Consider the following 22,347-nt stretch of genomic DNA (forward strand, 5'->3'; position numbering starts at 1 on the left):
TTCTACTCTTCGCTCACTTTTTTAAGCAATCTCGTATCGAGGCCAAACCGCTCCTGGCTTTCCAACCGGTATGAGCCTTCTGCCAAATCGCAGCTCATGAGCAGATTCCACGAGTGTCGAGATACCGTGGAGGGGATGAGAACAAACGGATGCTTATCTAACAGGTTGTCCCCGAACTGACACTGATTCGAGGAAGGCCGGGCACCTGTTAACCAATTGGGGTTAGGAACGTCCTCGAGTTGCACGACCTTGATCAGGTCTGGATCAAGCACAGTGAAGCAAGTCAGCACATGCGGGACGATGTCCAGCAGGTCAAACCCGGTGTGGACCGCGACTTCCAAGATCGCGGTAGCAGGATCCGCAGCCGCGTACACAACGTGGCGCCCCGGCGGATTCCATCGGCCACCCACCTTATGAGCTCCGATTCCTTTGTCCCATGTGTCCGCAAACTCAGCACGGTCGAGGCGCCAGGCATGCCACGCTCCCGACCAAGGCAAAGCATTCACTGATAGACCCCGTACTTAATCCGCTCTAGATAGTCCTCGACCGCCTGAAACCCCATCGGGTTATGGATGACATCTAAAGGAATGTCTCCGTCGAGATACTTACAGGGCCGACTCAACCACTGCTCTGCAAGCTGCTGGTCACCGAACACATTGATCGCGTCCTCTAGCACCTTGGCGTACTGGAACGCGATAGCGCTTTGAAGAGCATCCAGCCTTTCAGAGCGGCCTGCGCTGTTCTGGCGTTGCAGCGTACGGATCGATTTGCCAATGATGCGGCTGGTGATCTTTTTGTGCGCCAGAGGCTGATATGCCGAAATCAATGCATCTACGTCGTGACGGTAAAAGCCCTCTGTAGTGCGTTTGTAGATGTCGTAATCACTAAGCTGGCCAGCATCAACATGGATGAGAAACCATGTCGGCTTGGCTAGGTTGTAGTCTTTGGTCGACCGGCTGGTGACAGTAGTCATGACAAAATCCTCCAGCGTCATTTGACGCATACACTACCGCCGTTTGGCGCATAACGCACTATACCTACGAGCGATTGCGCGCTGGCCTGGCGCTCATTTCAGCCTTACAACGCAGCATGGGGCAGTGAGGTCCAGACCCGCTGCCAATTGAATTTTCGTTGAGCGTCGATCACTGCAGCTCACAAAGGATGTTCTCCGGTGCTGACCGCATGCGCGCTCAAGCAAAAACGTCGCTAAAAAATCCGGTAAGGCCCGCTTCCCTATTCTTTCTGGTACTCGGCTTCGTCGTCTTTTGAACTAGGCATATCCCCGCGCCTGGAGACGACTGCCGCCATGACCCATCGTAATGCCCGGTATCGCCCTACCTGTCTGGGACCCTTGGTCCTGGGGCTAGCCTGCCTTCGCGCAGAGGCTGTGGACGTTGTGGCCTATACGGACCGCCACCATCCACTTACCCAGACTCAAGGTGCCCGTGTCGTTCTGCTCGACGAGGCCTCGTGGCTGCAAGAAGCGCTTTCTCGAGACCTACCACCCAACCTTACGACTGCTGAACAAAGGGTTCGCCATCGTCTGGAACAGACGCCGGCCCTCGCCCCGCAACTGGCCAATGCCTACCAAGACCTCCTACAGGCCTGGCATCTGGGCCTTACTCACCTGCCGGCCGTAGTGGTTGATCACCGCTACGTCGTCTATGGCGATACGAACGTGGCCCGGGCCGTGGCACGTATCGAACGCCAGCTGGGCCGCCGGCCATGAAGCGCTCTGCTCGCCTGCGCCCTTTGCTGCTGGCCGGCACCCTTGCCAGCACGACCGCGGCTTTGGCGCTGGATACCCCGGCGATCGTGGCTTCGGTGGCCTCACCCGACTGCCTGCAGTACCGCGTTGTCGGCATCTGTTACTGGCTTTACTGCACCTTAAGCGGCTGTAGCGTCCGCACCTCGCTCAAGGTCAGGCATTACGTTCCGGACGCCGTCGTTGCCAGCTATTCGAACACCGGTGAAAACCCGTGGCAGGCCCTGCGTGCACTGAGTCCGGCGACTGCCATGGCACGCTCAGGCGGCGCAGGAACCAGCGCCGAGGTGCATGAAAACAACCTTGCCCTATTCAAGAATGCGGATGTGATCGGTCATCCCGGCGCTGCCGCCCTGGGTCAGTTTGCCGGCCAGTTTGGCTACACCTGCGGTGGCGCCGGGACACCGTTCAAACCCTATTTGCTCAGCACGCTCGATACCCTGGCCTGGCGATATGGCATACCCGAGCGCGCCTATCCTGAAGCGGTGTCACCCGGCCTACGGGAGATTGGCACCCGCGCGCAAGCCAACCTCTGGGGCACCGTCTATCCCCGGACCGGCTTTGTGCATCAAGCCGATGACTACAAGGGCGCTGCCGTCATCGCCCAGCGCGCAGGCGATATCGTCACACGCGAGGGACAGCCCCACGTCTACCAGCCGCTGCGGGCGCAGCCGCAACCGGGTTACTGGCCCGCCGGCCCGCTCAAAGAGGGCGATGCCCAAACCGGTAGGTGGCAGCCCTTGGCGCCTCGGCTTTCGTCCACCTGCGTGGTGTTCCCGCATGACCAAGCAGGGCCACAGGCCATGCAGGGCGACTACGCCTGGGCGTTGTGGCGCCCCTATGCCTGCTGTGAGCGCCAGGGCCAGGTGCTGCTGGGCAGCCAGGACTTTCTGTAGCGATCTCAGTAGGTATCTCCATGACCCCTTCTCATCGAATGGGCCTTTGGCGGGCTCTGCACCTCGTCACAGGCATGCTGCTGCTCACCACCAGTAGCGCGCAATCACTTCGCCTGGATAACACAGGCATCAACCTCAGCGGACCAATCTTCAGTGACGAGGTGTTCTACAGCATCGGCGGCGGCCGGGCGGTGTCCATGAGCCCGGCGGGCAACATGGAGAGCCTGGGTGTGGGCGTTGGCTGGAACAGCAACCTGGTCTGTGGCGACATGAGCCTGTCGACCACGGTGCAAAATCAGCTCAATGGCGTCACCAACGGCTTTCATAGCCTGATGAACAACGTCATCCAGAACGCCACCAGCGCGGTGGCCTCACTGCCCGCGCTCATCATCCAGCGGGCAGATCCTGCCCTGTATAACCTCCTCACCAACGGCATCCTGCAGGCGCGCCTGGACTTCGATCGCTCCAAGGCCAGTTGCCGCGCCCTGGCCGGTCGCATGGCAGATCTTGCAGGCGGAAGCGCCGGATGGGATCAGCTGGCCGAAGGCATGGCGCTCAAGCAAACCCTTGCCAGTCGCGACGGAGTGTCCGCGGTCGAGCAGGCTGAAACCCGCGGGGGTCAGCAGGGCGTGCCCTGGGTGGCCGGCGCGCCAGCGGGAGGACGTGATCAGCCCCCGATCCGCCTGATTAGCGATGTCACCCGGGCAGGCTACAACCTGCTCAACGGGCGAAATGCTCAGGAGACCACCGACCTGGACCCCGCGCAGTGCCACGACCGGTTGATCTGTCAGGTCTGGCCGTCGCCCCACGCCGCGACAGCCTGGGCCAATCGAGTCTTGGGAGAGCGCGAACTCAGAACCTGTACGCAGTGCACCAAGACCCAAACCACACCCGGCGTAGGCCTGACGCCGCTGATTCAGGAGGAGTACGACAAGGTCCTGCGCGCGCTGCGCGACCTCGTGGCAGGCACCACGCCCACCACCTCCGAGCAGCTTGCCGCTGCGGGTAGCCGCGCACTGCCCGTCACCCGAGGTGTCATCGAGGCCTTACGCGATGAGCCGGACCGAGATGTACTAAGCGAGCGTCTTGCCTCCGAGGTGGCCTTGTCACGCGTTGTGGAGCAAGCACTGTTGCTCCAGCGGTTGCTGCTGACCGGGCTCAAGGAGCCCAACGTCGCCGCAAATGAGATCGCCACGCGCACCCTTCGTACCGAGCAGGAAACCCTGACCCAGGAGGTCGGTAACCTGAAGACCGAGCTGGAGCTGCGCAGGACGCTGACGACCAATGCGGCGTCGCGTGTGGTAGATCGCCAACGCGAACGCGCCGCTCGCTCAGGCGGCATCTTCCAGGGTGATGCCACGCCCCGCCGCCTGGATGTGATTCAGGCTCCTCAGGAGGATGCGCCATGAGGCAACTCATTTGGCGTGCGGTCCGCAAACAATGCCTGCGGCGTCGCTCACTGGCCGCGCTGGTGCTCTTGGTGGTGTTCCTCCTGGCACCACAATTCGGCCAACCCTCCCTAGACCGACTACAGGCCTGGACCGCTTGGCTGGAGGCGCACGCGATGCTCCTGTTGCTGTGGCGGCTGTGCCTGTATGGCCTCACGGCGTGGGGCTGGTATGGGCTGCACCAACGGGTACGTGCCCGCGAAAGGTCATCGCGTGAGCTGGTACGTCTGTACCTGCTGGAAGGCCTCGCCCTGTCGACGCTGGCGGCTGCGGAATGGCGCCTTTGGACCCACGCCGTGTAGTGAGGACACCCTGCCATGACGCTCTACACCACGGACTACCTCGAGTACTACCTCACCCTGGTCGGCTGGCTTATCCATAACGGCATCTGGAATCTGTTGCTGGCCAGCGGTCTCTTTGCGCTGCCCTTTCTGCTGATCGTGATCCAGGAATGGCTGCACACCCGCACCATCAGTGCGGATGAAAGTCAGCAGAGCCTGCTCTCTACCCGACGCATCGAAAGCCGCATGCTCCTGGCGATCGGCATCATCGCCTTTGCAGCGATTCCCATGATCCCGGTATCGCTAAACACCCTTCAGTTTGATATGACCCGCTCCCGCCAATGCCAGGTCGATGTGGCAGCCCCTTCCAAGACGGGCTGGGCCCTGAGCTATACCCAGCTCAATGGACAGCAGGCCCTGATACCGGTCTGGTGGTTCTTCGTGCATGGGCTGTCCAAGGCCGTCACCGGCGCGGCCATCGCGGCCATTCCCTGCGGTACGGACTTGCGACAGATCCGTATGGAGCTCGATGCCACACGCATTGCCGATCCACTGCTCGCGCAGGAAGTAGCCGACTTTACCCGTGAGTGCTACGGCCCCTCGCGCGCCCGACTGTTCATGCAGCGCCCGGGCCTGGCTGCGGATCAGCGTTATGACGTCACCTGGATCGGCTCTCGCTATTTTCTCAACTCACCTGGCTTTTACGACACTGACCGCGCACGCACCCCTCGCCAGGCCTGGCCTTACGAGCCCACCCGTGATGCGGGCCTGGCACCGGGCGCGAATGGCGCGGGCTACCCAACCTGTCGCCAATGGTGGTCCGATCCGGGGCGCGGGCTGCGCGAGCGATTGCTGACCCAGGTCGATGCTGGACTGCTGAACCGCTTGGCACACTGGGCAGGCTTTGTCTCCCGGCAGACCGTAGACGATGCGGTCATACGCACTGTCGTCGCGCCGCGCCAGCAGAAGCTCAATCAGGGACAGGTCTATAGCGACTATGGTGGTCAGGTGGATATGTCGCTGCCCAACATGGCCGCACGCCTGGCGGGCGACACGGGATTAGCCTTGGGATCCCTGGGGTTCTTTCCAGCCATGGACGTCGTGCGTCAGGCACTGCCGATGGTGCTGTCACTGCTGAAGATGGCGCTGGTGATTGGCCTTCCCTTGCTGCTGGTCATAGGCACCTACGACCTCAAGACCACGCTGACGCTTAGCACCGTGCAGTTTGCGCTCTTCTTCGTGGAGTTCTGGTTTCAGCTGGCCCGTTGGCTAGACAGCACCATCCTGGATGCTCTCTATGGTTGGGGCTTTGGCGCCGGACGTCCCCATCGAAATTTCGATCCACTGATCGGCCTGAACAACGCCTTCGGTGACCTCCTGCTGAATTTCGTCATGGCCACCATGTTCATCGCCTTTCCAACGTTCTGGATAACGGCTCTGACCTGGGCAGGCTTACGGGCCGGTGCGGCCCTTCAGGCGCTGGCAACGGCCACCCAAGATGCACGAGGCGCAGGCGGCAAGGGAACCCAAGCGCTGCGACAAGGGATGCAGTAAAGGCTTACTCCTGACGCACGAGGTACCACCCGTGAACCAGCACATACGCTTTTTCCATCAGGTGATGCGATTAGCCACCAGAGACCTCAGCCTGCTCAGACATTGGCTCAATCGTCGCACCGACGCCTCTCCGCCTGATCCAGGCCCTACGACAGATTCGGCTCAACGCCTACGTCACCCCCTGCCAGGAGACGTCTTGTTGGCGCGTCCTGCGCGCACTGTCCTGGTCGAACAAATCTGGCAGCGCACCGCGGTCTCGCGCGAGCAATTCGCACAGCTGTACCTCGCTCCCCTGCAGCGGTACGCCCATTTGGTTCAGGAATTTCCCGCTTCACAGGACGGGCACTACCGGTACGCCGGAGGCATGCTCGATCAGGCGCTTCACCGCGTCATCTGCGCACTTCGTCTGCGCCAGGCCTGCCTGTTACCTGCCGGCGCGCCACCCGAGGAGCAGGCCGAGCAAGCCGAAGCCTGGACGGCCGCGGTGGTCTACGCCGTGCTGCTGCAGGATCTGGGTAAGCTGGTCGTTGATCTCCGCGTAGAACACGATGACGGAACACCATGGCGGCCTTGGCAGGGCCCGCTGCAGCGCCCCTATCGCGTTCACTATCCGGATGAGCGGCCCTATCGCTTACAAGCCGCGGCCACCGCACTGCTCCACGTCCACGTGCTGGATCCGGAGCTGCTCACCTGGCTCTCAAGCTACGATGTGCTCTGGACACAGATGCTGTACATGATGAGCGGCCAGGAAGCGCACGCAGACATCCTGGGAGATCTCGCCTTTCAGGCCGCTCAAGCTGTGGCAGATCAAGCCTCCTGTTAAGCGCGCGTAAGGGGCTCTAAGCTAAGTCGCAGCCTGAATAGCGCATGCGGATAGGCCATTTCAACGCTACCTGCCAGGTTCCACGTGAAACGTTTAAGGCCTGGGCTAGGCCAGACGACGGGCGTCGCGTCGGATCATCTGTGGCGGCACGCCGAAGCCGCGCATGAACAATCCGCGCAGATGGCGGTGATTGCGAAAGCCGGTCTCCCGCGCCACCGTTTCCAGGGAATGACGGGGCTGCTCTATCATCAAACGTGCCGTCTCCAGGCGCAGCCCCTCGACGGCCTTTGCCGGTGACTACCTCGTCTCGGCGATAAACACCCGACTAAATTGCCGCGGACTCAGGTGAGGCACCTCGGCCAGCTTCTCAACACTCAGGGGGCGGCCCAGGTGCTGCCGGGCGTATGCGAGCGCGGTCTGAATCCGATCCGATTTGGGCATCAGGGTCAGCAGTTCTGAATGCTAAGTCTGGCCGCCAGAGCGGAATTGCTGCATGACCAGCCGATGCGCCACCGAGCGCGCTACCTCCATATCCAAGCCTTTTCCACCATGCCCAGCGCCAGGTCCAGGCCGGCGGTGGTCCACACGGGGCCGTCGACGATGAAGATGCGGTCCTCCTCGACACGGATCTGTGGATAGCGATCCTGCATGGCCCGTGCGAAGGACCAATAGGTGGTAGCCCGGCGCCGGTGGAGTAGACCGGCCGCGACCAGCGCAAAGCCACAGGTACAGATCCCCGCTGTGCGGCGCGCCTGGGCGCCGGCCAAGCGGACGAAATCCAGCAGTGTGAGCAACGGCTCGATGGCCAGGGCTTAGTCTCCACCAGCAACTGCTGGCGACAGCCGCGCCATGCCACTGGACGCTTTCGTCTCCTAGACTTTGGACAAGCTGGTCACTGCCGAGACCGAGGTGCTAGTGGATCGTGTGGTGCCGCTGCGGGCCAATGCCGGCCCGCAGGAGCATGCGCTGATCAACCGGTTCAACCAGGCACTGGCCGACAACCCCATCCCCGTTGCCTGACCAAGATTGCCGGCCGCCTCCCGCGGTCGGCAGGTATCAGTGGTCGACGTGCATGTCACTCCAGCAGTGATAAGTAGGCATCAACGTTCTTTCGTTTATTTCGAATATTGCACGTTTCGTTTATTTCGACTATAAACGCTAGTGGCGTATGAGACGCCAGGAATGTGCGTTGCCTTTGGGAGATACATCATGACCACCGCCGATCTTGCTCGAACCATTCTCCCGGATGAAAAAGCAATCGCTACGGCTACTGAATCAAGCCGTCAGATCGCTGCTTTCGTTTCAACGAAGCTAGATACTCAGCGTATTGAACTGGTTGATGAGGCCCAGCAACGCCAGGTTGTTGAACTACCTACGCTCGCGCTTAAGTTGCTCGGGGACATACTCAGCGAATTGGCCTTAGGCAACACCGTGAAGGTAGTGCCGATTCATGCAGAGCTGACGACCCAAGAATGTGCCGACATGCTCAATGTCTCGCGCCCTCATCTCGTTAAGCTGCTGGACGAAGGCCAGATTCCGCACACCAAAACCGGTAGCCATCGACGTATTAGGTTCACCGACCTCATGGTCTACAAAGCTGACCGTGATAGGGCGAGTCAGGACGCTATGGAAGAACTGGCTGCGCAAGCCCAAGCGCTTAACATGGGGTATTGATGAGACATTCACCGTTCACTGTCATCTACGATGCCTGTGTTCTGTACCCCGCACCTCTGCGCGATTTGCTGATGCAACTGGCCCTCACTGGAGCGTATCGAGCGCGCTGGTCCGAGCAGATCCATGATGAGTGGACGAGAAACGTGCTGAAGAACCGTCCCGACCTGACAAGCGCGCAGCTCGATCGCACTGTCGAACTCATGAATCGGGCAGTTCCTGACTGTCTTGTGAAGGACTATGAGCCTTTGGTGAAAGGGCTCGACCTACCAGACGAAGACGACCGGCATGTATTAGCCGCTGCCATCAAATGCGGTGCTTCGGTCATCGTCACCTATAACCTCAGGGATTTTCCTGCTGAAATCCTCAAGTGCTTCGAGATCGAGGCGTTGCATCCCGACGTCTTCCTGTCCGACATCTGGGACTTGGATCAAGCAGCTGTGCTTGAAGCGGCCCGAAGACAGCGTGCTTCTTTGAAGAACCCTACCCATACGCCCTGCGAGCTACTCGATACGTTGCTTAAGCAGCAGCTCCCCGAGCTCGTTAAGCATCTCTCCAACTTCGAGTCATTGATCTGACCTCTGCTAGGGCCAGAGCTCTAGGCCGGTAGGTGCGGGCCAGGTCCATCTGCTGCGCGGCGGACGCCTGAGCTTCGAAACCGCACGGGGCGAGCGGCGGGACTTGGTCGAGCCTAGCCTCATGCTGATGATTCGCCCGCGTGCGCATCAGCGCTTGCAGCAGCGCCGCCCCCTGGCGCTGATCGCCGACGAGGTCGGCTACGATAGTCCCTCGGCCCTGGCCCGCGCCTTTCGCCGCATCACCGGCGCGAGCCCGACCGAATGGCAGCGGGCACAGGCTCAGGCCTTCCCGGCAGCCGCCCCATCCCGCCATTCCACCACCAGATCCGCCCGCGCCCGGTCGCCGTCGATCAGTCGTGCATTAGGCTCATCGGTGCTTTCCACCCAGGCTTCGGCGTCCGCACGGCTGCGGCCAAAGTGCATGTGGCGGGCGACCAGCCGTTCGCGACGCTCTTCAGGATCGACACGCACATACCAGCACTCGTCGAACACCTCGGCGACATCGCTCCAGGGCGCCTGGGTCAAGAGCAGGTAGTTGCCCTCGCTGATCACCAGCTGGGTCTCGGCGTGGACCGGAATGGCATTGGCGATGGGCTCTTCGATCTCGCGATTGAACAGCGGCGCATAGACGGTCTCGCCGGCCACCGGCGCCTTCAGCCGCTGCAGCAGGGCGCGATAGCCGCGGGCGTCGAAGGTGTCCGGCGCGCCCTTGCGCTGGGCGCGGCCCAGACGCGCCAGCTCGCGATTGGCCAGGTGATAGCCGTCCATGGGCACCACCACGGCGCGCTCGCCGAGCGCTGCGGCCAAGAGTTCAGCGACGGTCGACTTGCCCGCGCCGGGAGTACCGGCGATACCCAGCAGGCGACGTCCACCCTGGGCCAGCAGCGCCTCGGCGCGGGCCAGGAGTTCAGCGGGGAGTTGCAGGCCCTCGACCGGACGCTGACTGCTCATGCCGGCACCCCCGGCAGCGCAAGGATGGAAATGGCAGGCAGGCACAGGAGAGCGGTCATGGCGGAGGTTCCGGCAGTGGGGATCGCGGCACGCTAGCACCCAGCGGAGCTGGTCGTCGACTCGGCGCCGGCATGGTCGGAAAGCCATCACAGTCTGCAGCCCGGCGAGCCGATACCGGCTGCTCCCCCTCGGCATCCACCCGGCGCTCTCGTACACTCCGCCTCCTATCGGCCGCGCGCCGCCGTGAGCCTCATACAAAAGGATTTGGTCACCATGAAGAAACCGCTACTTACCACCCTCGCCGGTGTGGCCCTGGTCGCCGTCGGCACAGCCGTGGGTGGCGCCTGGTACACCGGCACTCGGCTGGAAGGCGAATTGCGCCAGGCCGCGAGCCAGGCCCAGCTGGCTCTGCAGGCGCAACTCCCCGAGTACCCCTTGCAGCTCCAGCTGGTCGAGTTGCAGCGGGGTATCTTCAGCAGCACCGCCACCTTCAGTCTGAGCGTACAGGCCGAGGATCGGCCGCCCGTAGAGGTGCTGCGGGTGCTCGACAACATCCAGCATGGCCCCCTCCCCCTGACCCGCCTTAAGTCCCTGCAGTTGGCGCCGGTCATGGCGGTCAACCGCTTCACCCTGGCGCGCACGCCGGTCACGGCCGATCTCTTCACCCTGGCCAAGGGCGCCGAACCTGTACAGCTCGACGCCACCCTGGGCTACGACCGCGCGGTGGATGGCGGTCTCGCCCTGGCCGCCCTGCACGTGGACCAGCCCCAGGGCGCGGTGGCCTTCTCCGGCCTGACTGCCACCTTCAATACCGACATGGAAGCCAGTCGGCTGCGCCTGGACAGCACCGTCGGGCAATTCAGCCTTAATGTGCGCACGCCGGATGGCTGGGCCAAGCTGGAGACCGAAGGCTTCGGCCTGACCGGCGACAACCGTCGCAATGCCGATGGCTTCTGGCTTGGTCCAGGGCAGCTGCGTCTCGGCCGCCTGCTGTTGGCCATGCCCGGTAAGCCCGCAGTCGAGCTGCGGGATCTGCAGATTCAGGGCGACACCCGGCAACAGGGCCAGCAACTGGCAGGTACGCTCAACGCGAGCCTCAGTCAGCTTAATATCGCCGGCCAGACCCTGGGCAAGGCGACCCTGAGCAGTCACTACAGCAATCTCGACAGCCCGGCCCTGGCTCAGCTCAATGCCCTGCTGCAGCACCTGCAGCTGGATACCGAGCAAGGTCTCGACCCCACCACCCAGGCTACCCTGCAGCAGCATCTCGGCGATGTGCTCGCCGCGCGTCCCCAGCTGGTGGTGGATGATCTGCGTCTCGACACCCCAGGCGGCAGCAACCACCTGCGCCTGGACCTGACCCTGGCCAAGCCGGCGACCTACGATCTGCCGCCCGAGCAACTCGCGGCCCAGATGCTGGCCGGTCTCGATGCGCGCCTGTCGGTCGCGCGGGGCAGCCTGGTGGATGGCGTGCTGTTCCAGGCGGGCGCCCAGCGCACCCAGCCGGCCATGCAGCAGCAGGCTCAGGCCACCGCCGAAGCGCTGGCCGGCATCGGCCTGAACAGCGGCCTGCTCAAGGCTGAAGGCGAGGATCTGGTGGCTACCCTGAATTACAGCGCTGGGCGGCTGCTGCTCAACGGCCAGGAAGTCCCGCCAGAACAGCTGCTGGCCTTGTTGGAGCGCCCGCAACCCGCGGCACCCGCCAAACCCCAGGGTAAGGCGCCGAAGCGCTAGCGGATGCTTGGGCTGTTGGGCTTCGGCGATAGAGCCGCCTCAATTCAACCTACGTCACCAATCTCGTAGGTTGAATTGAGCAACGCGAAGCCCAACGCTTTAACCGCCTTACTTGAGCTCTAACCCGCCACTGGCCTTGTTCAGCTCACGCAGGTGCTTGCCGAGTAGGTCCAGGTTGGCTTCGGTCAGGTCCAGGCCATCGCGGGCCTCCGGCGAGAGCAGTTGGCGGACCTCGTTGTTGAGGGTGTCCCGGAGGCTGCGCAGGTGCGCTTGGCGCTTCTGGCTCTCGGCGGTCAACTGTTCCCACTCGCCCGGTTGCGGCAGGCCATAGCCGTCGGTGCCGAGCAGCTCGGCCGGACGGCTCAGGTAGCCGCTGTCCTTGAGGATCTGCTCCAGGGCGCCACCGGCCTTGCCGAAACGCGCCTTGTCCACCGCGTCCTGGCCCAGGTAGCGATCCTTGAGCTCGGTCTGCGCCTGCAGCAGCGCCCGGCGATAGGCCGCCTGCTCCAAGAGCAGCAAGGCGGCGCTGGCGCGCAGGTCGGCGCGCTGGAACTGCTCGCGACGCTGCTGCGGAGTCAGTGCCAGCCAGGCCTCGACATCCGCCTGGGGCAGCTTCAGGCGCTCTCGGGCCACCTTGAACATCGCCTGGAAGCGCTCGCGGAAGCTGTCGAAGCGATAGCCCAGCCGCAGCGCCTCACGTGGATCGTCTAGCACCGAGGTGTCCACCAGGTCCTTGAACCTCAGCGCATCCATCAACCCAGTGGGGGTGATGACATCGAGCTGGGCATCGGCCAGGCGCGGCACCCCGTCGTGCAGCAGCTTGAAGGTCTCCACCGCGCAGTTGTTGGTCACGAAGTAGTACTGGCCGTCATAGCTCCAGTGCACCTGGGCGGTTCGCTCGAGGAAGTCGGCGATCTCCGGACGGGTCAGCTTGAGCGGCACGGATTGCAGGCCGCGCAGCTCCACCTTGGTGTACTCGTCCACCACCTGGGCCAGGGGCAGCACGAACAGCCGCGACGGATAGGAGCCGGTCAGGCCGCGCCAGCTGGAGAGCTGGACGTCGTTGACGAAGGCGCGGAACGACAGCACCAGGTGGTATTGCAGATCCAGTCGGCAATCCGGGCCACGCGGCCGGCCGGGCGCGCAGACCACCAGGCGCAGCATGCTGTGCCCCCAGCGGCTCATGACCTTCTCGTTGCCCTCGGCCAGCAGGTAGTCCACCGCATAGACCCGCTCCGGATCGAGCCAGCCCAGGGGCGCCTCGCCGAAGTCGTTGCCGGCGTTGAGATAGGGATAGCGCCCCGGACAGGCATCGTGCTCGGGCGACCAGCCGAAGTGCTCGGCGAAGTAGCGCTGCAGCGCCGGCCGCCGGCAGGCGTAGCTGGGGTCGAGCAGGAAGTACTCCATGTTCACCGCCACGAATTCCTTCGGGTTGGTGACTTCATAGAGATCGGGACTGCGGGCGATGAAGAGATTCTTGGACTCGCGATTGCCGTGCTTGCGGGTCTTCACCTGCCAGCCTGCCAGGTCCAGCAGCCGTGGATCGTCGGACAGGGTATAGCTGCGCCCGGCCTGGCCCTGGCATTTCACCGGCAGCTGGTCGGAGGTCAGCCCCAGGCCGCCGCAGGAGAGGATCAGCTGGCGCTGCGCGGGCGTCCAGACGCGCTCGCGGTCATAGAAGTGGGTCAGCTCGTGCAGCACCGTGGCCAGCAGCTCGCGGTGCTGGGTGCCATGGGGCCGGCCGGTCTGGATGCGGGTGTCGCTGCCGTCGACCAGGCTGGGCAGCAGGCGGCGATTGAGCAGCAGATTGCGCCGATCCGCTTCGCCATAGGCCTCTTCCAGCAGCTCGCTGCTCCAGCGCACCGGGATGCGCTCGTCCAGCGCCGCCTTGAATCTGGGTGGCAGCAGGGCCTGGCCTTCATCCAGCAGTTGCTGGGTCGCCTGGATCTGCGCGGGCGTCAGGCCCTGGGTATCGAGTTCGAGGTGCAGGGCGGCCTGGGCCCCACCGAGAGCCAGGCCGGCCGCGAGGCCGGCCAGCCACTGCCGCAGCCGGCCGGCGCGGTTCTTCACAGTGCCAGGATGGCCTGGGCCAGCTGCAGGTCGTTGGCCTGGCGCGCGGCCGGGAACTGGTCGCGCAGGCTGCGGAAGGCTTCTTCCAGCTGGACGCCACGGATGTCGCCGTCGGTGGCGACAAAGCTGGCGGCATCGCCGCGCGCGGCCTGGATCATCTTGGCGTCGCGGATGGAGGTGGTGGTATCGGAGGTGAAGTCGATGCTGCGCTGCAGCGCCCGCACCACGATGTTACTGGTGGCCACCAGGGTCTGGGCCTGAGCCAGGCTCGAAACGCCCAGGGTCAGGGCAGCGGCGATAAGCAGGGAACGGCGCATGGATACTCCAGGGATGTCACGGAATTGAAACGGACTACTGACTCAGAATCGCCTGGGCGAGTTCCCGGTCGGAGGCGTGCAGTGCCGGATCGGCTGCGCGCAGGGCGCGGAGGGTTTCCTCCAGCTGAGCACCGCGCAGGGCGCCGTCGGTGGCGACGAAGGCCGCGGCATCGTCACGCGCCGCCAGGACCAGCTTGTTCTGGAAGGGGCCAGTGGTGAGCTGGCTGGTGCCGTAGATGGTCTTCACCAGACCCTCGGTGGTGGAGTCGAACGCCAGGACCGGCGTGGCGAGACAGAGGCCGAGCAACAGCGCGGCAGAACGACGGATATGCATGGATGACGACCCTCCGGTGGCAGATGGTCGCCAAGGCTAACGCAGCCCCCCGCTCCGGGCTAGCAGCCACGGGGTACGGGGGGTATCGCGGTGTTGCGCGTCAGATGGCGAGAATCGCCTGGGCCAGCTGGTCATCGCTGGCCTGCCGCAGTTCGGGCGCCTGACTGCGCAGGTGGTCCAGCGCCGCTTCCAGGCGTACGCCGCGGATGTCGCCGGCGCTGCCGACGTAGGTGGCCGCATCGTCACGGGCTTCCTGGACCAGCTTGTCGTTCTTGAAGGAGCCGGTGATGGACGAGGTGGTGTCCGAGGTCGCATCGATGGCGTTGACGATGATGTCGGTGGTGACATAGAAGCTCGACGCCGAGGCGGCGGTGGACAGGCAGAACAGCGCCGCGGCGGCGCCCAGGTGCAGGGTTTTCATGGGGGACTCCCGTCTGGATAGGCCTGAGTGAGACTACCGTCAGCCCGAGGAAGTCGCATCCCGGCGCAGATTTTCACTCCCGCCAGAAGGGTTTGTCGCCTTCCCGCCGCTGATCCGCCAGATTCAGACCCAGATCGCCCAGCGCCCGGCCGTCCAGCTGCTGCAATTGCCGCCGGCCCAGGGCACGCAGGCGCCAGCGGACGAGCAGCGCGAACAGGGCGCGGCATCCGCGCCGAGGGGAGACCGAGCGGGCAATGGCACTGTCGGGCGAAAGGCGATCCATGGCGATATCCAGCGAAGCGGCAGAGGAGACTCAGCTTCGCCGCTGACGTGGAACCAGACCACTTACAGCTAAAGAATACTGTATCCGTACAAAATTCCAAATCTCGGATCTGTACCTGTCACTCCTGTCCGAACCACTCTGGCACGGCTCACTGCGCCGGTCGGACGGGATACGGCTGTATCACCTGCCTGCGGCGTATGCCTGATCTGTCCGAGTCGCTACAATCGAGGCTTTCAGCGCCCATCCGCGAGAGGCACCGCCATGAGCTTCAAAGTTTTCGTCGACGGCCAGGAAGGCACCACCGGCCTGCGTCTGCTGGACTACCTGACCGGCCGTTCGGACATCGAACTGCTGCGCATCGACGAGAGCAAGCGCAAGGATCCGGCCGAGCGTGCGCGCTTCCTCAATGCCGCCGACGTGGCCTTCCTCTGCCTGCCCGATGCCGCCTCCCGCGAAGCGGTCAGCCTGGTGACCAATCCCAACACCTGCATCATCGACGCCAGCACCGCCTTCCGCACCGACAGCAGCTGGACCTACGGCCTGCCGGAACTGGCGGCCGGTCAGCGCGAAGCGCTGCGCGCCAGCAAGCGCATCGCCAACCCCGGTTGCCACGCCACCGCCTTCATCCTGCTGGCCCGGCCGCTGGTGGATGCCGGTCTGCTGGCCCCGGACACCCCGCTGTCGGCCTTTTCCCTGACCGGCTACAGCGGTGGCGGCAAGCAGATGATCGCCGCCTACGAAGCCGGCGGCGATGCGCGCCTGCTGAGTCCGCGCCCCTATGCCATGGGCCAGGGCCACAAGCACCTGCCGGAAATGCGCGTGCAGAGCGGTCTGGCCGCCGCGCCGGTGTTCAGCCCCATCGTCGGCCCCTTCCTCAAGGGCCTGGCGGTGACCATTCCGCTGCATGCCAGCCAGCTGCGCCCGGGCACCACCGCTGCCGACCTGCAGGCGGCGCTGGCCCGTCACTATGACGGCGAAGCCTTCATTCGGGTGGCCCCGGTGGCCGCCGAGGAGGAGCTGGACAATGGCTTCTTCGACGTCCAGGCCAGCAACGACACCAACCGCGCCGATCTCTTCGTCTATGGCAATGCCGAGCGGATGACGCTGGTGGCGCGCCTGGACAACCTGGGCAAGGGCGCGGCAGGTGCTGCGGTCCAGTGCATGAACGTGCACCTGGGCGCCGACGAGGGTCTGGGGCTCGCCAGCGGCCGCTAGTCAGGGCGCCGGCTTTCTGCTCGGACGGGGCGAACCTTTTTCCTGGCGCCCCGTCTGAACTGCTGAACGGTTTGGATAGCCGTTCTGCTCCTTTGCTGTTTAGTGTTGGCAGATGCTGGACCCCTGCTTGGCGGTCCAGTCTTGAACTCCGGACTTCTCCCCTCCCCCGATGGAAGTCCGGAGTTTTTTTATGCCTCGGCGACGGGCTCGTCGAGGCCCAGCCAGCGGGCCAGCACACGCTGCGCGTCTTCCACGCCCTGACGCTTGGGCGCCGAGAACAGCTGGATGCTGGCGGTATCGCCCCAGCCCTGGCGTACGTCGCGCTGCACCTTGAGCAGGGCATTCTTCTGGGCGCCGAAGGCCAGCTTGTCGGCCTTGGTCAGCAGGATGTGCAGCGGCATGGAGCTGGCCTGGGCCCAGTCCAGCATCAGGCGGTCGAATTCGGTCAGCGGATGGCGGATGTCCATCATCAGCACCACGCCGCTGAGCGAATTGCGGCTGCTCAGATAGGCCTCCAGGTGCTCCTGCCAGTGCTGCTTGAGCGGAATCGGCACCTTGGCGTAGCCATAGCCGGGCAGGTCCACCAGGCGCCGCTCGTCGTCGAGGCTGAAGAAGTTGAGCAGCTGGGTCCGCCCCGGCGTCTTGGAGGTACGCGCCAGATTGGCGTGGGTCAGGGTGTTGAGCGCACTGGACTTGCCGGCGTTGGAGCGACCGGCGAAGGCCACTTCCAGGCCGCTGTCGAGCGGGCACTGATCGACCTTGGCGGCGCTGATGAGAAAAGACGCCTGCTGGCACAGACCGACGATGGGATTCTTGAAGCTGGACATGGGGGTACTCGCGAGCGCGCGGCAAAGCCAGCAGTATATCGGATGCGCCGGGCGAGAGCCGTGCCCCCGGCAACCTGAACGAAGCCTGAACATGGCCGGCCTCGGGCGCGCCGGCGACTAGGCGCGGCGATGCACCCGGCTACAATGCCCGCAATCCGTCATGCCCGGTTGGTGGGCGTGCCTTCTTCCAGGAGTAGTCCCATGCGCAACCTGCTTTTCTCCGCCGTGTTCGCCGCCGCCAGTCTGTTCGGCGCGGCCGCCCATGCCGACGACATCCAGGCCGGCAAGCAGTACACCGAACTGAGCAGTCCGGTTCCGGTGTCCGAACCCGGCAAGATCGAAGTAGTTGAGCTGTTCTGGTACGGCTGCCCGCACTGCTATGCCTTCGAGCCCACCCTCAACGCCTGGTCCAAGAAGCTGCCCGATGACGTCGCCTTCAAGCGCGTGCCGGCCATGTTCGGCGGCATCTGGAACGTCCACGGTCAGCTGTTCGTGACCCTGGAAGCCATGGGCGTGGAAGCCAAGGTGCATGACGCCGTCTTCGCCGCCATCCACAAGGAGCACAAGAAGCTGGCCACCCCCGAAGAGATGGCCGATTTCCTCGCCACCCAAGGCGTGGATCGTGACAAGTTCCTCAGCACCTACAACTCCTTCGCCGTGAAGGGTCAGGTGGAAAAGGACAAGAAACTGGCCATGGCCTACCAGATCACCGGCGTGCCGACCATGGTGGTCAACGGCAAGTACCGCTTCGACCTGGGCTCCTCGGGTGGTCCGGACGAGACCCTGAAGGTCGCCGACTTCCTGATCCAGAAAGAACGCGCCGCCAAGTAAGCGTTACCCGCCGCCGCGTCCCGCGGCGGCGGCTCCTCAGCTCGTCCCTCTCAAGCGGCCTCCGGTCGTCCTGCTCAAACTTTCCCCGAAACCGCCGATACCCTAGCCACTATCAAGTCGGCTGGCCGCCCCGTCGTGCCTGCCTGCTGGCCACCCTCAAGCCTTTGGAGCGGGCGGATGGAGCGCGCGGACGTCGAACGCTGGAAAAGCAAATACCTGGAGAGCCTCGAGAATCTCGAACGCCTGGAAAGCCGGTGGGAAAACCGCCTGGACCTGGTGCGTCGTGGCCTCGTGCGCAGCAGCCTGGCCGCCGAAGGCAACGACGCGGCGGTGGACGCCTGCCTGGTCGAACTGCGCGACATCCTCCGCCGTGACGACAGCGACGCCGACCTCGCCAAGCTGATTCCGCGCCTGGAGCGCACTGTGCTCGACTCCGAGCAGCGCCGGGAATTGCGTGCGCGCCAGGTGGCCGAGGCCTTTGCCGAACTCTGCCGGCTCTTGCAGACCCTGGAGTTGCCGCGCGACCAGCGCAAGGCGCTCAAGGGTTTCGCCAAGCGCGCCCAGGCCGCGGCCGACCAACCGGGTGAATTGCCCGCGCTGCTCGGTGAATTCAGCCGTCTGCAGCAACAGGCGCTGAGTCAGCTGCACCCCGAACAGCCCGCCCGCGCCGGTTTCCTGCAGCGCCTGCTGGGCGGTCGAGGCGAGGCGGCGGAAGAGGCGCCGGCGACCGCGTCGAGTCCGCTAGCTACAGACGCCTCGCCGGCGCCAGTAGCCTCGCCAGCGACGGAGGCGCTGGCAACGCCCGAACCGCCGCCGCTGCCGGTCGAAGGTATAGCCGCTGCGCCATCTGAAGCCCCTGTAGAGCCCCTGGCAGTCCAGGCCGATCCGGCCTATGCCCTGCCCCCGGTGCCCGAACCCGGCTACAGCGCCATTGCCCCGCACCTGGAAGCCACCCTGCTGCGGCTGCTCGACGACCTGGCGCTGCCGGACAGCCACAAGCCCCAGGCCGAGCACCTGCGCCAGCGCATCCAGGGCAGTCTGAACTGGTACGAACTGGTGCCGGTGCTCGACGATCTGTCGGTGCTGGTGCTGGCGCTCAACCATTCCGGGCAGAGCGAATTCCAGCTCTACCTGCGCCGCCTCAACGAGCGCCTCGCCGCCTTCCAGACCGGTTTGCAGGACGTCCATGTCGGGCGCCAGGACGGCCAGACCCAGGAGCGCGCCTTTGGCGACGCCCTGCGTGGCCAGGTCAATGAATTGCAGAACGAGGTGCAGGAGGCGACCGACCTGGACAGCCTCAAGCTGTCGCTCGACAGCCGCCTGGAAGGCCTGCTGACCAGCCTGGCCGACCAGCAGAGCCAGCGCGAGACCCGCGAGCAGGAAGCCAGCGAAAGACTCAGCGCTCTCACCGAGCGCGTCGCCGGCATGGAGCGCGAGGCCCAGCAGTATCGCGGCCATCTGGAAGAACAGCGGCAGAAAGCCCTCTGCGACCCCCTCACCGGGTTGCCCAATCGCGCCGCCTGGAGCGAGCGCCTGGAGCTGGAGGTGGCCCGCTGGCAGCGCCACGGCGGCGACCTGCTGCTGGCGGTGCTCGACGTCGATCTGTTCAAGCGCATCAACGATGGCTACGGCCACCTGGCCGGTGACAAGGTGCTCAAGATCATCGCCAGCGAATTGCAGCGTCGCCTGCGCAAGACCGACTTCATCGCCCGCTTCGGCGGCGAGGAATTCGTCATGCTACTGGGTGCCACGCCGGTCGCCGGCGGGGTCACCCTGATCGAGCAGCTGCGTGCCGCGGTCGCCGCCTGCCCCTTCCATTTCAAGGGCGAACGGGTGGTGATCACCCTGTCCGCTGGTCTCGCGGCCTTTGCGCCGGGCGAGGATGCCGATACCGTATTCGAGCGTGCCGACCAGGCGCTCTACCGCGCCAAGCGCGCCGGACGCGATCGCCTGGACGTGGCCTGACCCCTTCCACGTTCGCGAGGTAATCGTGCGAAAGCCCTTCAAGCTCCTCCCCTGGCTGCTCTGCGGCCTGCTCCTGGCCGGCTGTTCCAGCGGTCCGCGCATCAATGACGACTACACCGCCCGCGATCAGGACAGTCGGGTGCAGTACATCGTGCTGCACTACACTGCGGCCGATTCCAAGCAGTCGCTCAAGCTGCTGACCCAGGCCGGCGTCAGCGCCCACTACCTGATCGATACCGACGGCACCATCTATCGCCTGGTGGACGAGAATCGCCGCGCCTGGCATGCCGGCGTGAGCGAATGGGAAGGCCGCACCTGGCTCAATTCCACCTCCATCGGCATCGAGATGGTCAACCTGGGCTTTCGCGACACCCCGGCCGGACGCCAGTGGTATCCCTTCAGCGAAGCCCAGATCAAGGCGCTGATCCCGCTGCTCAAGGACATCGAACAACGCCACGGCCTGGATCGCCGCGCCATCGTTGGCCACAGCGACATCGCCCCGGGGCGCAAGCAGGATCCGGGTCCGCTGTTTCCCTGGGCGCGCCTGGCCGCCGCGGGCCTGATCAACTGGCCGGATCCGGCGGTGGTCGCCCAGCGCCAGGCCAGCCTGGGGGGCGTGCTGCCACCCCCGGCCTGGTTCCAGGATCAGCTGGCACGGATCGGCTATACGGTGCCCCGCACTGGCGTGCTCGATGCGGCCACCCGCGATGTGATCGGCGCTTTCCAGATGAAGTACCGGCCGGGCCGCTTCGACGGCCAGCCGGATCTGCAGACGGCGGCGCTGCTGCTCAGCCTGCCCAGCGGTCGCTAGGCGGCCGCAGGCGGCTTACAGCCGCACGCTGGCAAAGGTGGATTCGCCCTGGGCCTGGCTCAGGGCCGCCAGCGCGGACGAGGCCGGCATCAGCGACAATTCCTGGGACAGCGGCATTAGCGCAATGGGCTGCTGGATGGTCGGACCCTGGCGCTCGTCACGCGGCGGGATGCCGAAGTATTCGCGGTAGCACTTGGAAAAGTGCGGAGTGGAGACGAAGCCGCACACCGAGGCCACCTCGATGATCGACAGGGTGGTCTGCTTGAGCAGCTGCCGGGCGCGGATCAGCCGCAGCTTGAGGTAGTAGCGCGACGGCGAGCAGTGCAGGTACTTCTGGAACAGCCGCTCCAGCTGGCGTCGGGACACGTCCACGTAGACCGCCAGTTCGTCGAGGTCGATGGGTTCTTCGAGGTTGGCTTCCATCAGCGCCACGATTTCCTGCAGCTTGGGCTGGTTGGTGCCCAGCATGTGCTTGAGAGGGACGCGCTGGTGATCCTGCTCGTTGCGGATGCGCTCGTAGATGAACATTTCCGAGATCGCCGCCGACAGCTCGCGGCCATGCTCGCGACCGATCAGGTGCAGCATCATGTCCATCGGCGCGGTGCCGCCCGAGGCGGTGCAGCGATTGCGGTCGATGGTGAACAGGCGGGTGCTGAGCACCACGCGCGGATAGGCTTCCTGCAGGGCCGCCAGGGTTTCCCAGTGCACGCTGCAGTCGTAGCCGTCGAGCAGGCCGGCCCGGGCCAGGGCCCAGCTGCCGGTACAGACCGCGCCCAGCTTGCGGCCCTGGCGCGCTTGGCTCTGCAGCCAGGTGCAATGTTCGCGCGACACGCTACGCTGGATGCCCACGCCGCCGCAGACGATCACCATGTCCATCACCGGGGCGGCGCTCACGGCGCTGTCCGGGGTGATCTGCAGGCCATCGCTCGCCCGCACCGGTCGGCCGTCCAGGCTCAGGGTGCACCAGCGATAGAGTTCCCGTCCCGACAGCTGGTTGGCCATGCGCAGCGGCTCCACCACCGACGCCAGGGAAATGAGTGTGAAGTTGTCCAGCAGCAGAAAGCCGATGGACTGGATCGCACGGGCCTGTGACGAGGTGGGAATGGGCGACATGGTTTGAATCTCCTTCACGCAGGCTGGGGCCCTTGGCTGGGCTCTAATGAGGTGCGGCGGACAACGTTGGGCGAAAGATGTGTCGCGGACGCATAAGTCATGTCGCAATTCCCATGCCGAAACTGGGTGAACCCCTGTCCAGGCAAGCTGTCTGGCACGAACAACCCATTCAGCAGCGCTCAATGACGTTGATTAGCTAGGGTTTTTATTTGCGACCTTTCTGATCCGAGACCGACCCTTTGCCGATGGCACTTCGCCAGATAAACGCCATCGGTAACACCGGGACGTAACCGACGCGCGCCAAAATGTGGCATGGCGACTCAACGGGCACGGTTGTAGGTCAGGCCCTACGACCGTCCGTCGCCCTTCTGGCCACTTATGGCGAAAAGCCACCAGGCCCCGGGTCAGACGGACCGGTACGTGCAGCGGCCAGCGGCCCTTCCCCTCGCGACCCCTAGA

23 protein-coding genes and 2 pseudogenes are annotated in these 22,347 nt (G+C 64.5%); 14 read left to right on the top strand and 11 right to left on the bottom strand.

Annotated features, from left to right (window positions below; all coding sequences use genetic code 11):
• Positions 1–2 precede the first annotated feature (2 nt).
• Together POR01S_RS07105 and POR01S_RS07110 are read right to left on the bottom strand one after the other, a co-directional pair.
• Positions 3–506: an RES family NAD+ phosphorylase gene (locus POR01S_RS07105; protein WP_042134811.1), complete on the bottom strand. Its 504-nt coding sequence runs from the start codon at positions 504–506 to the stop codon at positions 3–5.
• Complete coding sequence (locus POR01S_RS07110; protein WP_042135426.1) at positions 503–973, bottom strand: Xre family toxin-antitoxin system antitoxin; 471 nt, start codon at positions 971–973, stop codon at positions 503–505. The genes POR01S_RS07105 and POR01S_RS07110 overlap by 4 nt, the downstream gene beginning before the upstream one ends.
• A gap of 333 nt (positions 974–1,306) precedes the next feature.
• Here POR01S_RS07110 and POR01S_RS23335 point away from each other — a divergent pair, with 333 nt between their 5' ends.
• The 6 genes from POR01S_RS23335 to POR01S_RS07135 all read left to right on the top strand — a co-directional run bounded on the left by POR01S_RS23335 (position 1,307) and on the right by POR01S_RS07135 (position 6,767).
• Entirely contained in the window at positions 1,307–1,729 is a 423-nt protein-coding gene (locus tag POR01S_RS23335; RefSeq protein WP_081875179.1) for a TIGR03757 family integrating conjugative element protein, read from the top strand.
• Positions 1,726–2,661 (top strand): TIGR03756 family integrating conjugative element protein, encoded by a 936-nt coding sequence (locus tag POR01S_RS07115; protein ID WP_042134813.1) that lies wholly within the window; start codon positions 1,726–1,728, stop codon positions 2,659–2,661. The genes POR01S_RS23335 and POR01S_RS07115 overlap by 4 nt, the downstream gene beginning before the upstream one ends.
• Before the next feature lie 74 nt (positions 2,662–2,735).
• The gene (locus POR01S_RS07120; RefSeq protein ID WP_115946406.1) at positions 2,736–4,070 is read left to right on the top strand and encodes an integrating conjugative element protein; all 1,335 of its coding nucleotides are present in this window, start codon (positions 2,736–2,738) and stop codon (positions 4,068–4,070) included.
• The gene (locus tag POR01S_RS07125; protein WP_042134816.1) at positions 4,067–4,411 is read left to right on the top strand and encodes a hypothetical protein; all 345 of its coding nucleotides are present in this window, start codon (positions 4,067–4,069) and stop codon (positions 4,409–4,411) included. Before POR01S_RS07120 ends, POR01S_RS07125 begins: the two co-directional genes overlap by 4 nt.
• 15 nt (positions 4,412–4,426) lie before the next feature.
• Positions 4,427–5,944 (top strand): conjugal transfer protein TraG N-terminal domain-containing protein, encoded by a 1,518-nt coding sequence (locus POR01S_RS07130; protein ID WP_042134818.1) that lies wholly within the window; start codon positions 4,427–4,429, stop codon positions 5,942–5,944.
• Between the two features lie 64 nt (positions 5,945–6,008).
• On the top strand, positions 6,009–6,767 hold the full coding sequence (locus tag POR01S_RS07135) for a TraI domain-containing protein (protein WP_255211819.1): 759 nt from the start codon (positions 6,009–6,011) through the stop codon (positions 6,765–6,767).
• A gap of 105 nt (positions 6,768–6,872) precedes the next feature.
• Here the strand turns inward: POR01S_RS07135 and POR01S_RS07140 are convergent.
• Positions 6,873–7,522: pseudogene (locus tag POR01S_RS07140) on the bottom strand (GlxA family transcriptional regulator); the annotation flags it as partial.
• A 454-nt stretch (positions 7,523–7,976) separates the two neighbouring features.
• On the opposite strand from POR01S_RS07140, the gene POR01S_RS07145 reads away from it, so the two are divergent.
• From POR01S_RS07145 to POR01S_RS23345, 3 genes and pseudogenes are all read left to right on the top strand, one after another.
• A complete protein-coding gene (locus tag POR01S_RS07145) occupies positions 7,977–8,441 on the top strand; it encodes a helix-turn-helix domain-containing protein (protein ID WP_042135427.1) in 465 nt (154 codons plus the stop codon).
• Entirely contained in the window at positions 8,441–9,016 is a 576-nt protein-coding gene (locus POR01S_RS07150; RefSeq protein WP_042134822.1) for a PIN domain-containing protein, read from the top strand. The genes POR01S_RS07145 and POR01S_RS07150 overlap by 1 nt, the downstream gene beginning before the upstream one ends.
• A gap of 142 nt (positions 9,017–9,158) precedes the next feature.
• Positions 9,159–9,284, top strand: a pseudogene (locus tag POR01S_RS23345) (helix-turn-helix domain-containing protein); the annotation flags it as partial.
• Between the two features lie 11 nt (positions 9,285–9,295).
• Here POR01S_RS23345 and POR01S_RS07155 read toward each other — a convergent pair.
• On the bottom strand, positions 9,296–9,967 hold the full coding sequence (locus POR01S_RS07155; RefSeq protein WP_042134825.1) for a nucleoside/nucleotide kinase family protein: 672 nt from the start codon (positions 9,965–9,967) through the stop codon (positions 9,296–9,298).
• A 273-nt stretch (positions 9,968–10,240) separates the two neighbouring features.
• On the opposite strand from POR01S_RS07155, the gene POR01S_RS07160 reads away from it, so the two are divergent.
• Entirely contained in the window at positions 10,241–11,701 is a 1,461-nt protein-coding gene (locus tag POR01S_RS07160) for a YdgA family protein (protein ID WP_042134826.1), read from the top strand.
• A 108-nt stretch (positions 11,702–11,809) separates the two neighbouring features.
• Here the strand turns inward: POR01S_RS07160 and POR01S_RS07165 are convergent, their stop codons facing one another.
• The 5 genes from POR01S_RS07165 to POR01S_RS07185 all read right to left on the bottom strand — a co-directional run bounded on the left by POR01S_RS07165 (position 11,810) and on the right by POR01S_RS07185 (position 15,126).
• Entirely contained in the window at positions 11,810–13,771 is a 1,962-nt protein-coding gene (locus POR01S_RS07165; protein ID WP_042134828.1) for a DUF7844 domain-containing protein, read from the bottom strand.
• A complete protein-coding gene (locus POR01S_RS07170) occupies positions 13,768–14,088 on the bottom strand; it encodes a DUF2388 domain-containing protein (RefSeq protein WP_007160025.1) in 321 nt (106 codons plus the stop codon). The genes POR01S_RS07165 and POR01S_RS07170 overlap by 4 nt, the downstream gene beginning before the upstream one ends.
• 34 nt (positions 14,089–14,122) lie before the next feature.
• On the bottom strand, positions 14,123–14,422 hold the full coding sequence (locus tag POR01S_RS07175; RefSeq protein ID WP_037006567.1) for a DUF2388 domain-containing protein: 300 nt from the start codon (positions 14,420–14,422) through the stop codon (positions 14,123–14,125).
• Between the two features lie 100 nt (positions 14,423–14,522).
• Positions 14,523–14,843 carry a DUF2388 domain-containing protein gene (locus tag POR01S_RS07180; protein ID WP_007160027.1) on the bottom strand — a complete coding sequence of 107 codons (321 nt, stop codon included), beginning with the start codon at positions 14,841–14,843 and terminating at the stop codon, positions 14,523–14,525.
• 73 nt (positions 14,844–14,916) lie between these two features.
• Entirely contained in the window at positions 14,917–15,126 is a 210-nt protein-coding gene (locus POR01S_RS07185) for a DUF1127 domain-containing protein (protein ID WP_042134830.1), read from the bottom strand.
• A gap of 261 nt (positions 15,127–15,387) precedes the next feature.
• Here POR01S_RS07185 and argC point away from each other — a divergent pair, with 261 nt between their 5' ends.
• Entirely contained in the window at positions 15,388–16,341 is a 954-nt protein-coding gene (gene argC / locus POR01S_RS07190; RefSeq protein ID WP_042134831.1) for an N-acetyl-gamma-glutamyl-phosphate reductase, read from the top strand.
• 188 nt (positions 16,342–16,529) lie between these two features.
• Here the strand turns inward: argC and yihA are convergent, their stop codons facing one another.
• Entirely contained in the window at positions 16,530–17,168 is a 639-nt protein-coding gene (gene yihA, locus POR01S_RS07195; protein ID WP_027598614.1) for a ribosome biogenesis GTP-binding protein YihA/YsxC, read from the bottom strand.
• A 201-nt stretch (positions 17,169–17,369) separates the two neighbouring features.
• Here yihA and POR01S_RS07200 point away from each other — a divergent pair, with 201 nt between their 5' ends.
• From POR01S_RS07200 to POR01S_RS07210, 3 genes are all read left to right on the top strand, one after another.
• Complete coding sequence (locus POR01S_RS07200; protein ID WP_027598615.1) at positions 17,370–17,999, top strand: thiol:disulfide interchange protein DsbA/DsbL; 630 nt, start codon at positions 17,370–17,372, stop codon at positions 17,997–17,999.
• 177 nt (positions 18,000–18,176) lie between these two features.
• Positions 18,177–19,964, top strand: coding sequence for a diguanylate cyclase (locus POR01S_RS07205; RefSeq protein WP_042134835.1), 1,788 nt, complete (start codon positions 18,177–18,179; stop codon positions 19,962–19,964).
• A 25-nt stretch (positions 19,965–19,989) separates the two neighbouring features.
• Entirely contained in the window at positions 19,990–20,775 is a 786-nt protein-coding gene (locus POR01S_RS07210) for an N-acetylmuramoyl-L-alanine amidase (RefSeq protein ID WP_042134837.1), read from the top strand.
• A gap of 15 nt (positions 20,776–20,790) precedes the next feature.
• On the opposite strand, the gene gbdR is transcribed toward POR01S_RS07210, so the two are convergent.
• On the bottom strand, positions 20,791–21,888 hold the full coding sequence (gbdR, locus tag POR01S_RS07215; protein WP_037006569.1) for a choline metabolism transcriptional regulator GbdR: 1,098 nt from the start codon (positions 21,886–21,888) through the stop codon (positions 20,791–20,793).
• Positions 21,889–22,347: the final 459 nt, after the last annotated feature.

This window comes from Pseudomonas oryzihabitans NBRC 102199 (assembly GCF_000730625.1).
Taxonomy (GTDB): domain Bacteria; phylum Pseudomonadota; class Gammaproteobacteria; order Pseudomonadales; family Pseudomonadaceae; genus Chryseomonas; species Chryseomonas oryzihabitans.

Excerpts from the sequence above, each read along its gene's own strand:
- POR01S_RS07110 (WP_042135426.1), bottom strand. The coding sequence starts at position 973 with ATGACTACTGTCACCAGCCGGTCGACCAAAGACTACAACCTAGCCAAG.
- POR01S_RS23335 (WP_081875179.1), top strand. The coding sequence starts at position 1,307 with ATGACCCATCGTAATGCCCGGTATCGCCCTACCTGTCTGGGACCCTTG.
- POR01S_RS07115 (WP_042134813.1), top strand. The coding sequence starts at position 1,726 with ATGAAGCGCTCTGCTCGCCTGCGCCCTTTGCTGCTGGCCGGCACCCTT.
- POR01S_RS07120 (WP_115946406.1), top strand. The coding sequence starts at position 2,736 with ATGCTGCTGCTCACCACCAGTAGCGCGCAATCACTTCGCCTGGATAAC.
- POR01S_RS07125 (WP_042134816.1), top strand. The coding sequence starts at position 4,067 with ATGAGGCAACTCATTTGGCGTGCGGTCCGCAAACAATGCCTGCGGCGT.
- POR01S_RS07130 (WP_042134818.1), top strand. The coding sequence starts at position 4,427 with ATGACGCTCTACACCACGGACTACCTCGAGTACTACCTCACCCTGGTC.
- POR01S_RS07135 (WP_255211819.1), top strand. The coding sequence starts at position 6,009 with ATGCGATTAGCCACCAGAGACCTCAGCCTGCTCAGACATTGGCTCAAT.
- POR01S_RS07145 (WP_042135427.1), top strand. The coding sequence starts at position 7,977 with ATGACCACCGCCGATCTTGCTCGAACCATTCTCCCGGATGAAAAAGCA.
- POR01S_RS07150 (WP_042134822.1), top strand. The coding sequence starts at position 8,441 with ATGAGACATTCACCGTTCACTGTCATCTACGATGCCTGTGTTCTGTAC.
- POR01S_RS07155 (WP_042134825.1), bottom strand. The coding sequence starts at position 9,967 with ATGAGCAGTCAGCGTCCGGTCGAGGGCCTGCAACTCCCCGCTGAACTC.
- POR01S_RS07160 (WP_042134826.1), top strand. The coding sequence starts at position 10,241 with ATGAAGAAACCGCTACTTACCACCCTCGCCGGTGTGGCCCTGGTCGCC.
- POR01S_RS07170 (WP_007160025.1), bottom strand. The coding sequence starts at position 14,088 with ATGCGCCGTTCCCTGCTTATCGCCGCTGCCCTGACCCTGGGCGTTTCG.
- POR01S_RS07175 (WP_037006567.1), bottom strand. The coding sequence starts at position 14,422 with ATGCATATCCGTCGTTCTGCCGCGCTGTTGCTCGGCCTCTGTCTCGCC.
- POR01S_RS07180 (WP_007160027.1), bottom strand. The coding sequence starts at position 14,843 with ATGAAAACCCTGCACCTGGGCGCCGCCGCGGCGCTGTTCTGCCTGTCC.
- POR01S_RS07185 (WP_042134830.1), bottom strand. The coding sequence starts at position 15,126 with ATGGATCGCCTTTCGCCCGACAGTGCCATTGCCCGCTCGGTCTCCCCT.
- argC (WP_042134831.1), top strand. The coding sequence starts at position 15,388 with ATGAGCTTCAAAGTTTTCGTCGACGGCCAGGAAGGCACCACCGGCCTG.
- yihA (WP_027598614.1), bottom strand. The coding sequence starts at position 17,168 with ATGTCCAGCTTCAAGAATCCCATCGTCGGTCTGTGCCAGCAGGCGTCT.
- POR01S_RS07200 (WP_027598615.1), top strand. The coding sequence starts at position 17,370 with ATGCGCAACCTGCTTTTCTCCGCCGTGTTCGCCGCCGCCAGTCTGTTC.
- POR01S_RS07205 (WP_042134835.1), top strand. The coding sequence starts at position 18,177 with ATGGAGCGCGCGGACGTCGAACGCTGGAAAAGCAAATACCTGGAGAGC.
- gbdR (WP_037006569.1), bottom strand. The coding sequence starts at position 21,888 with ATGTCGCCCATTCCCACCTCGTCACAGGCCCGTGCGATCCAGTCCATC.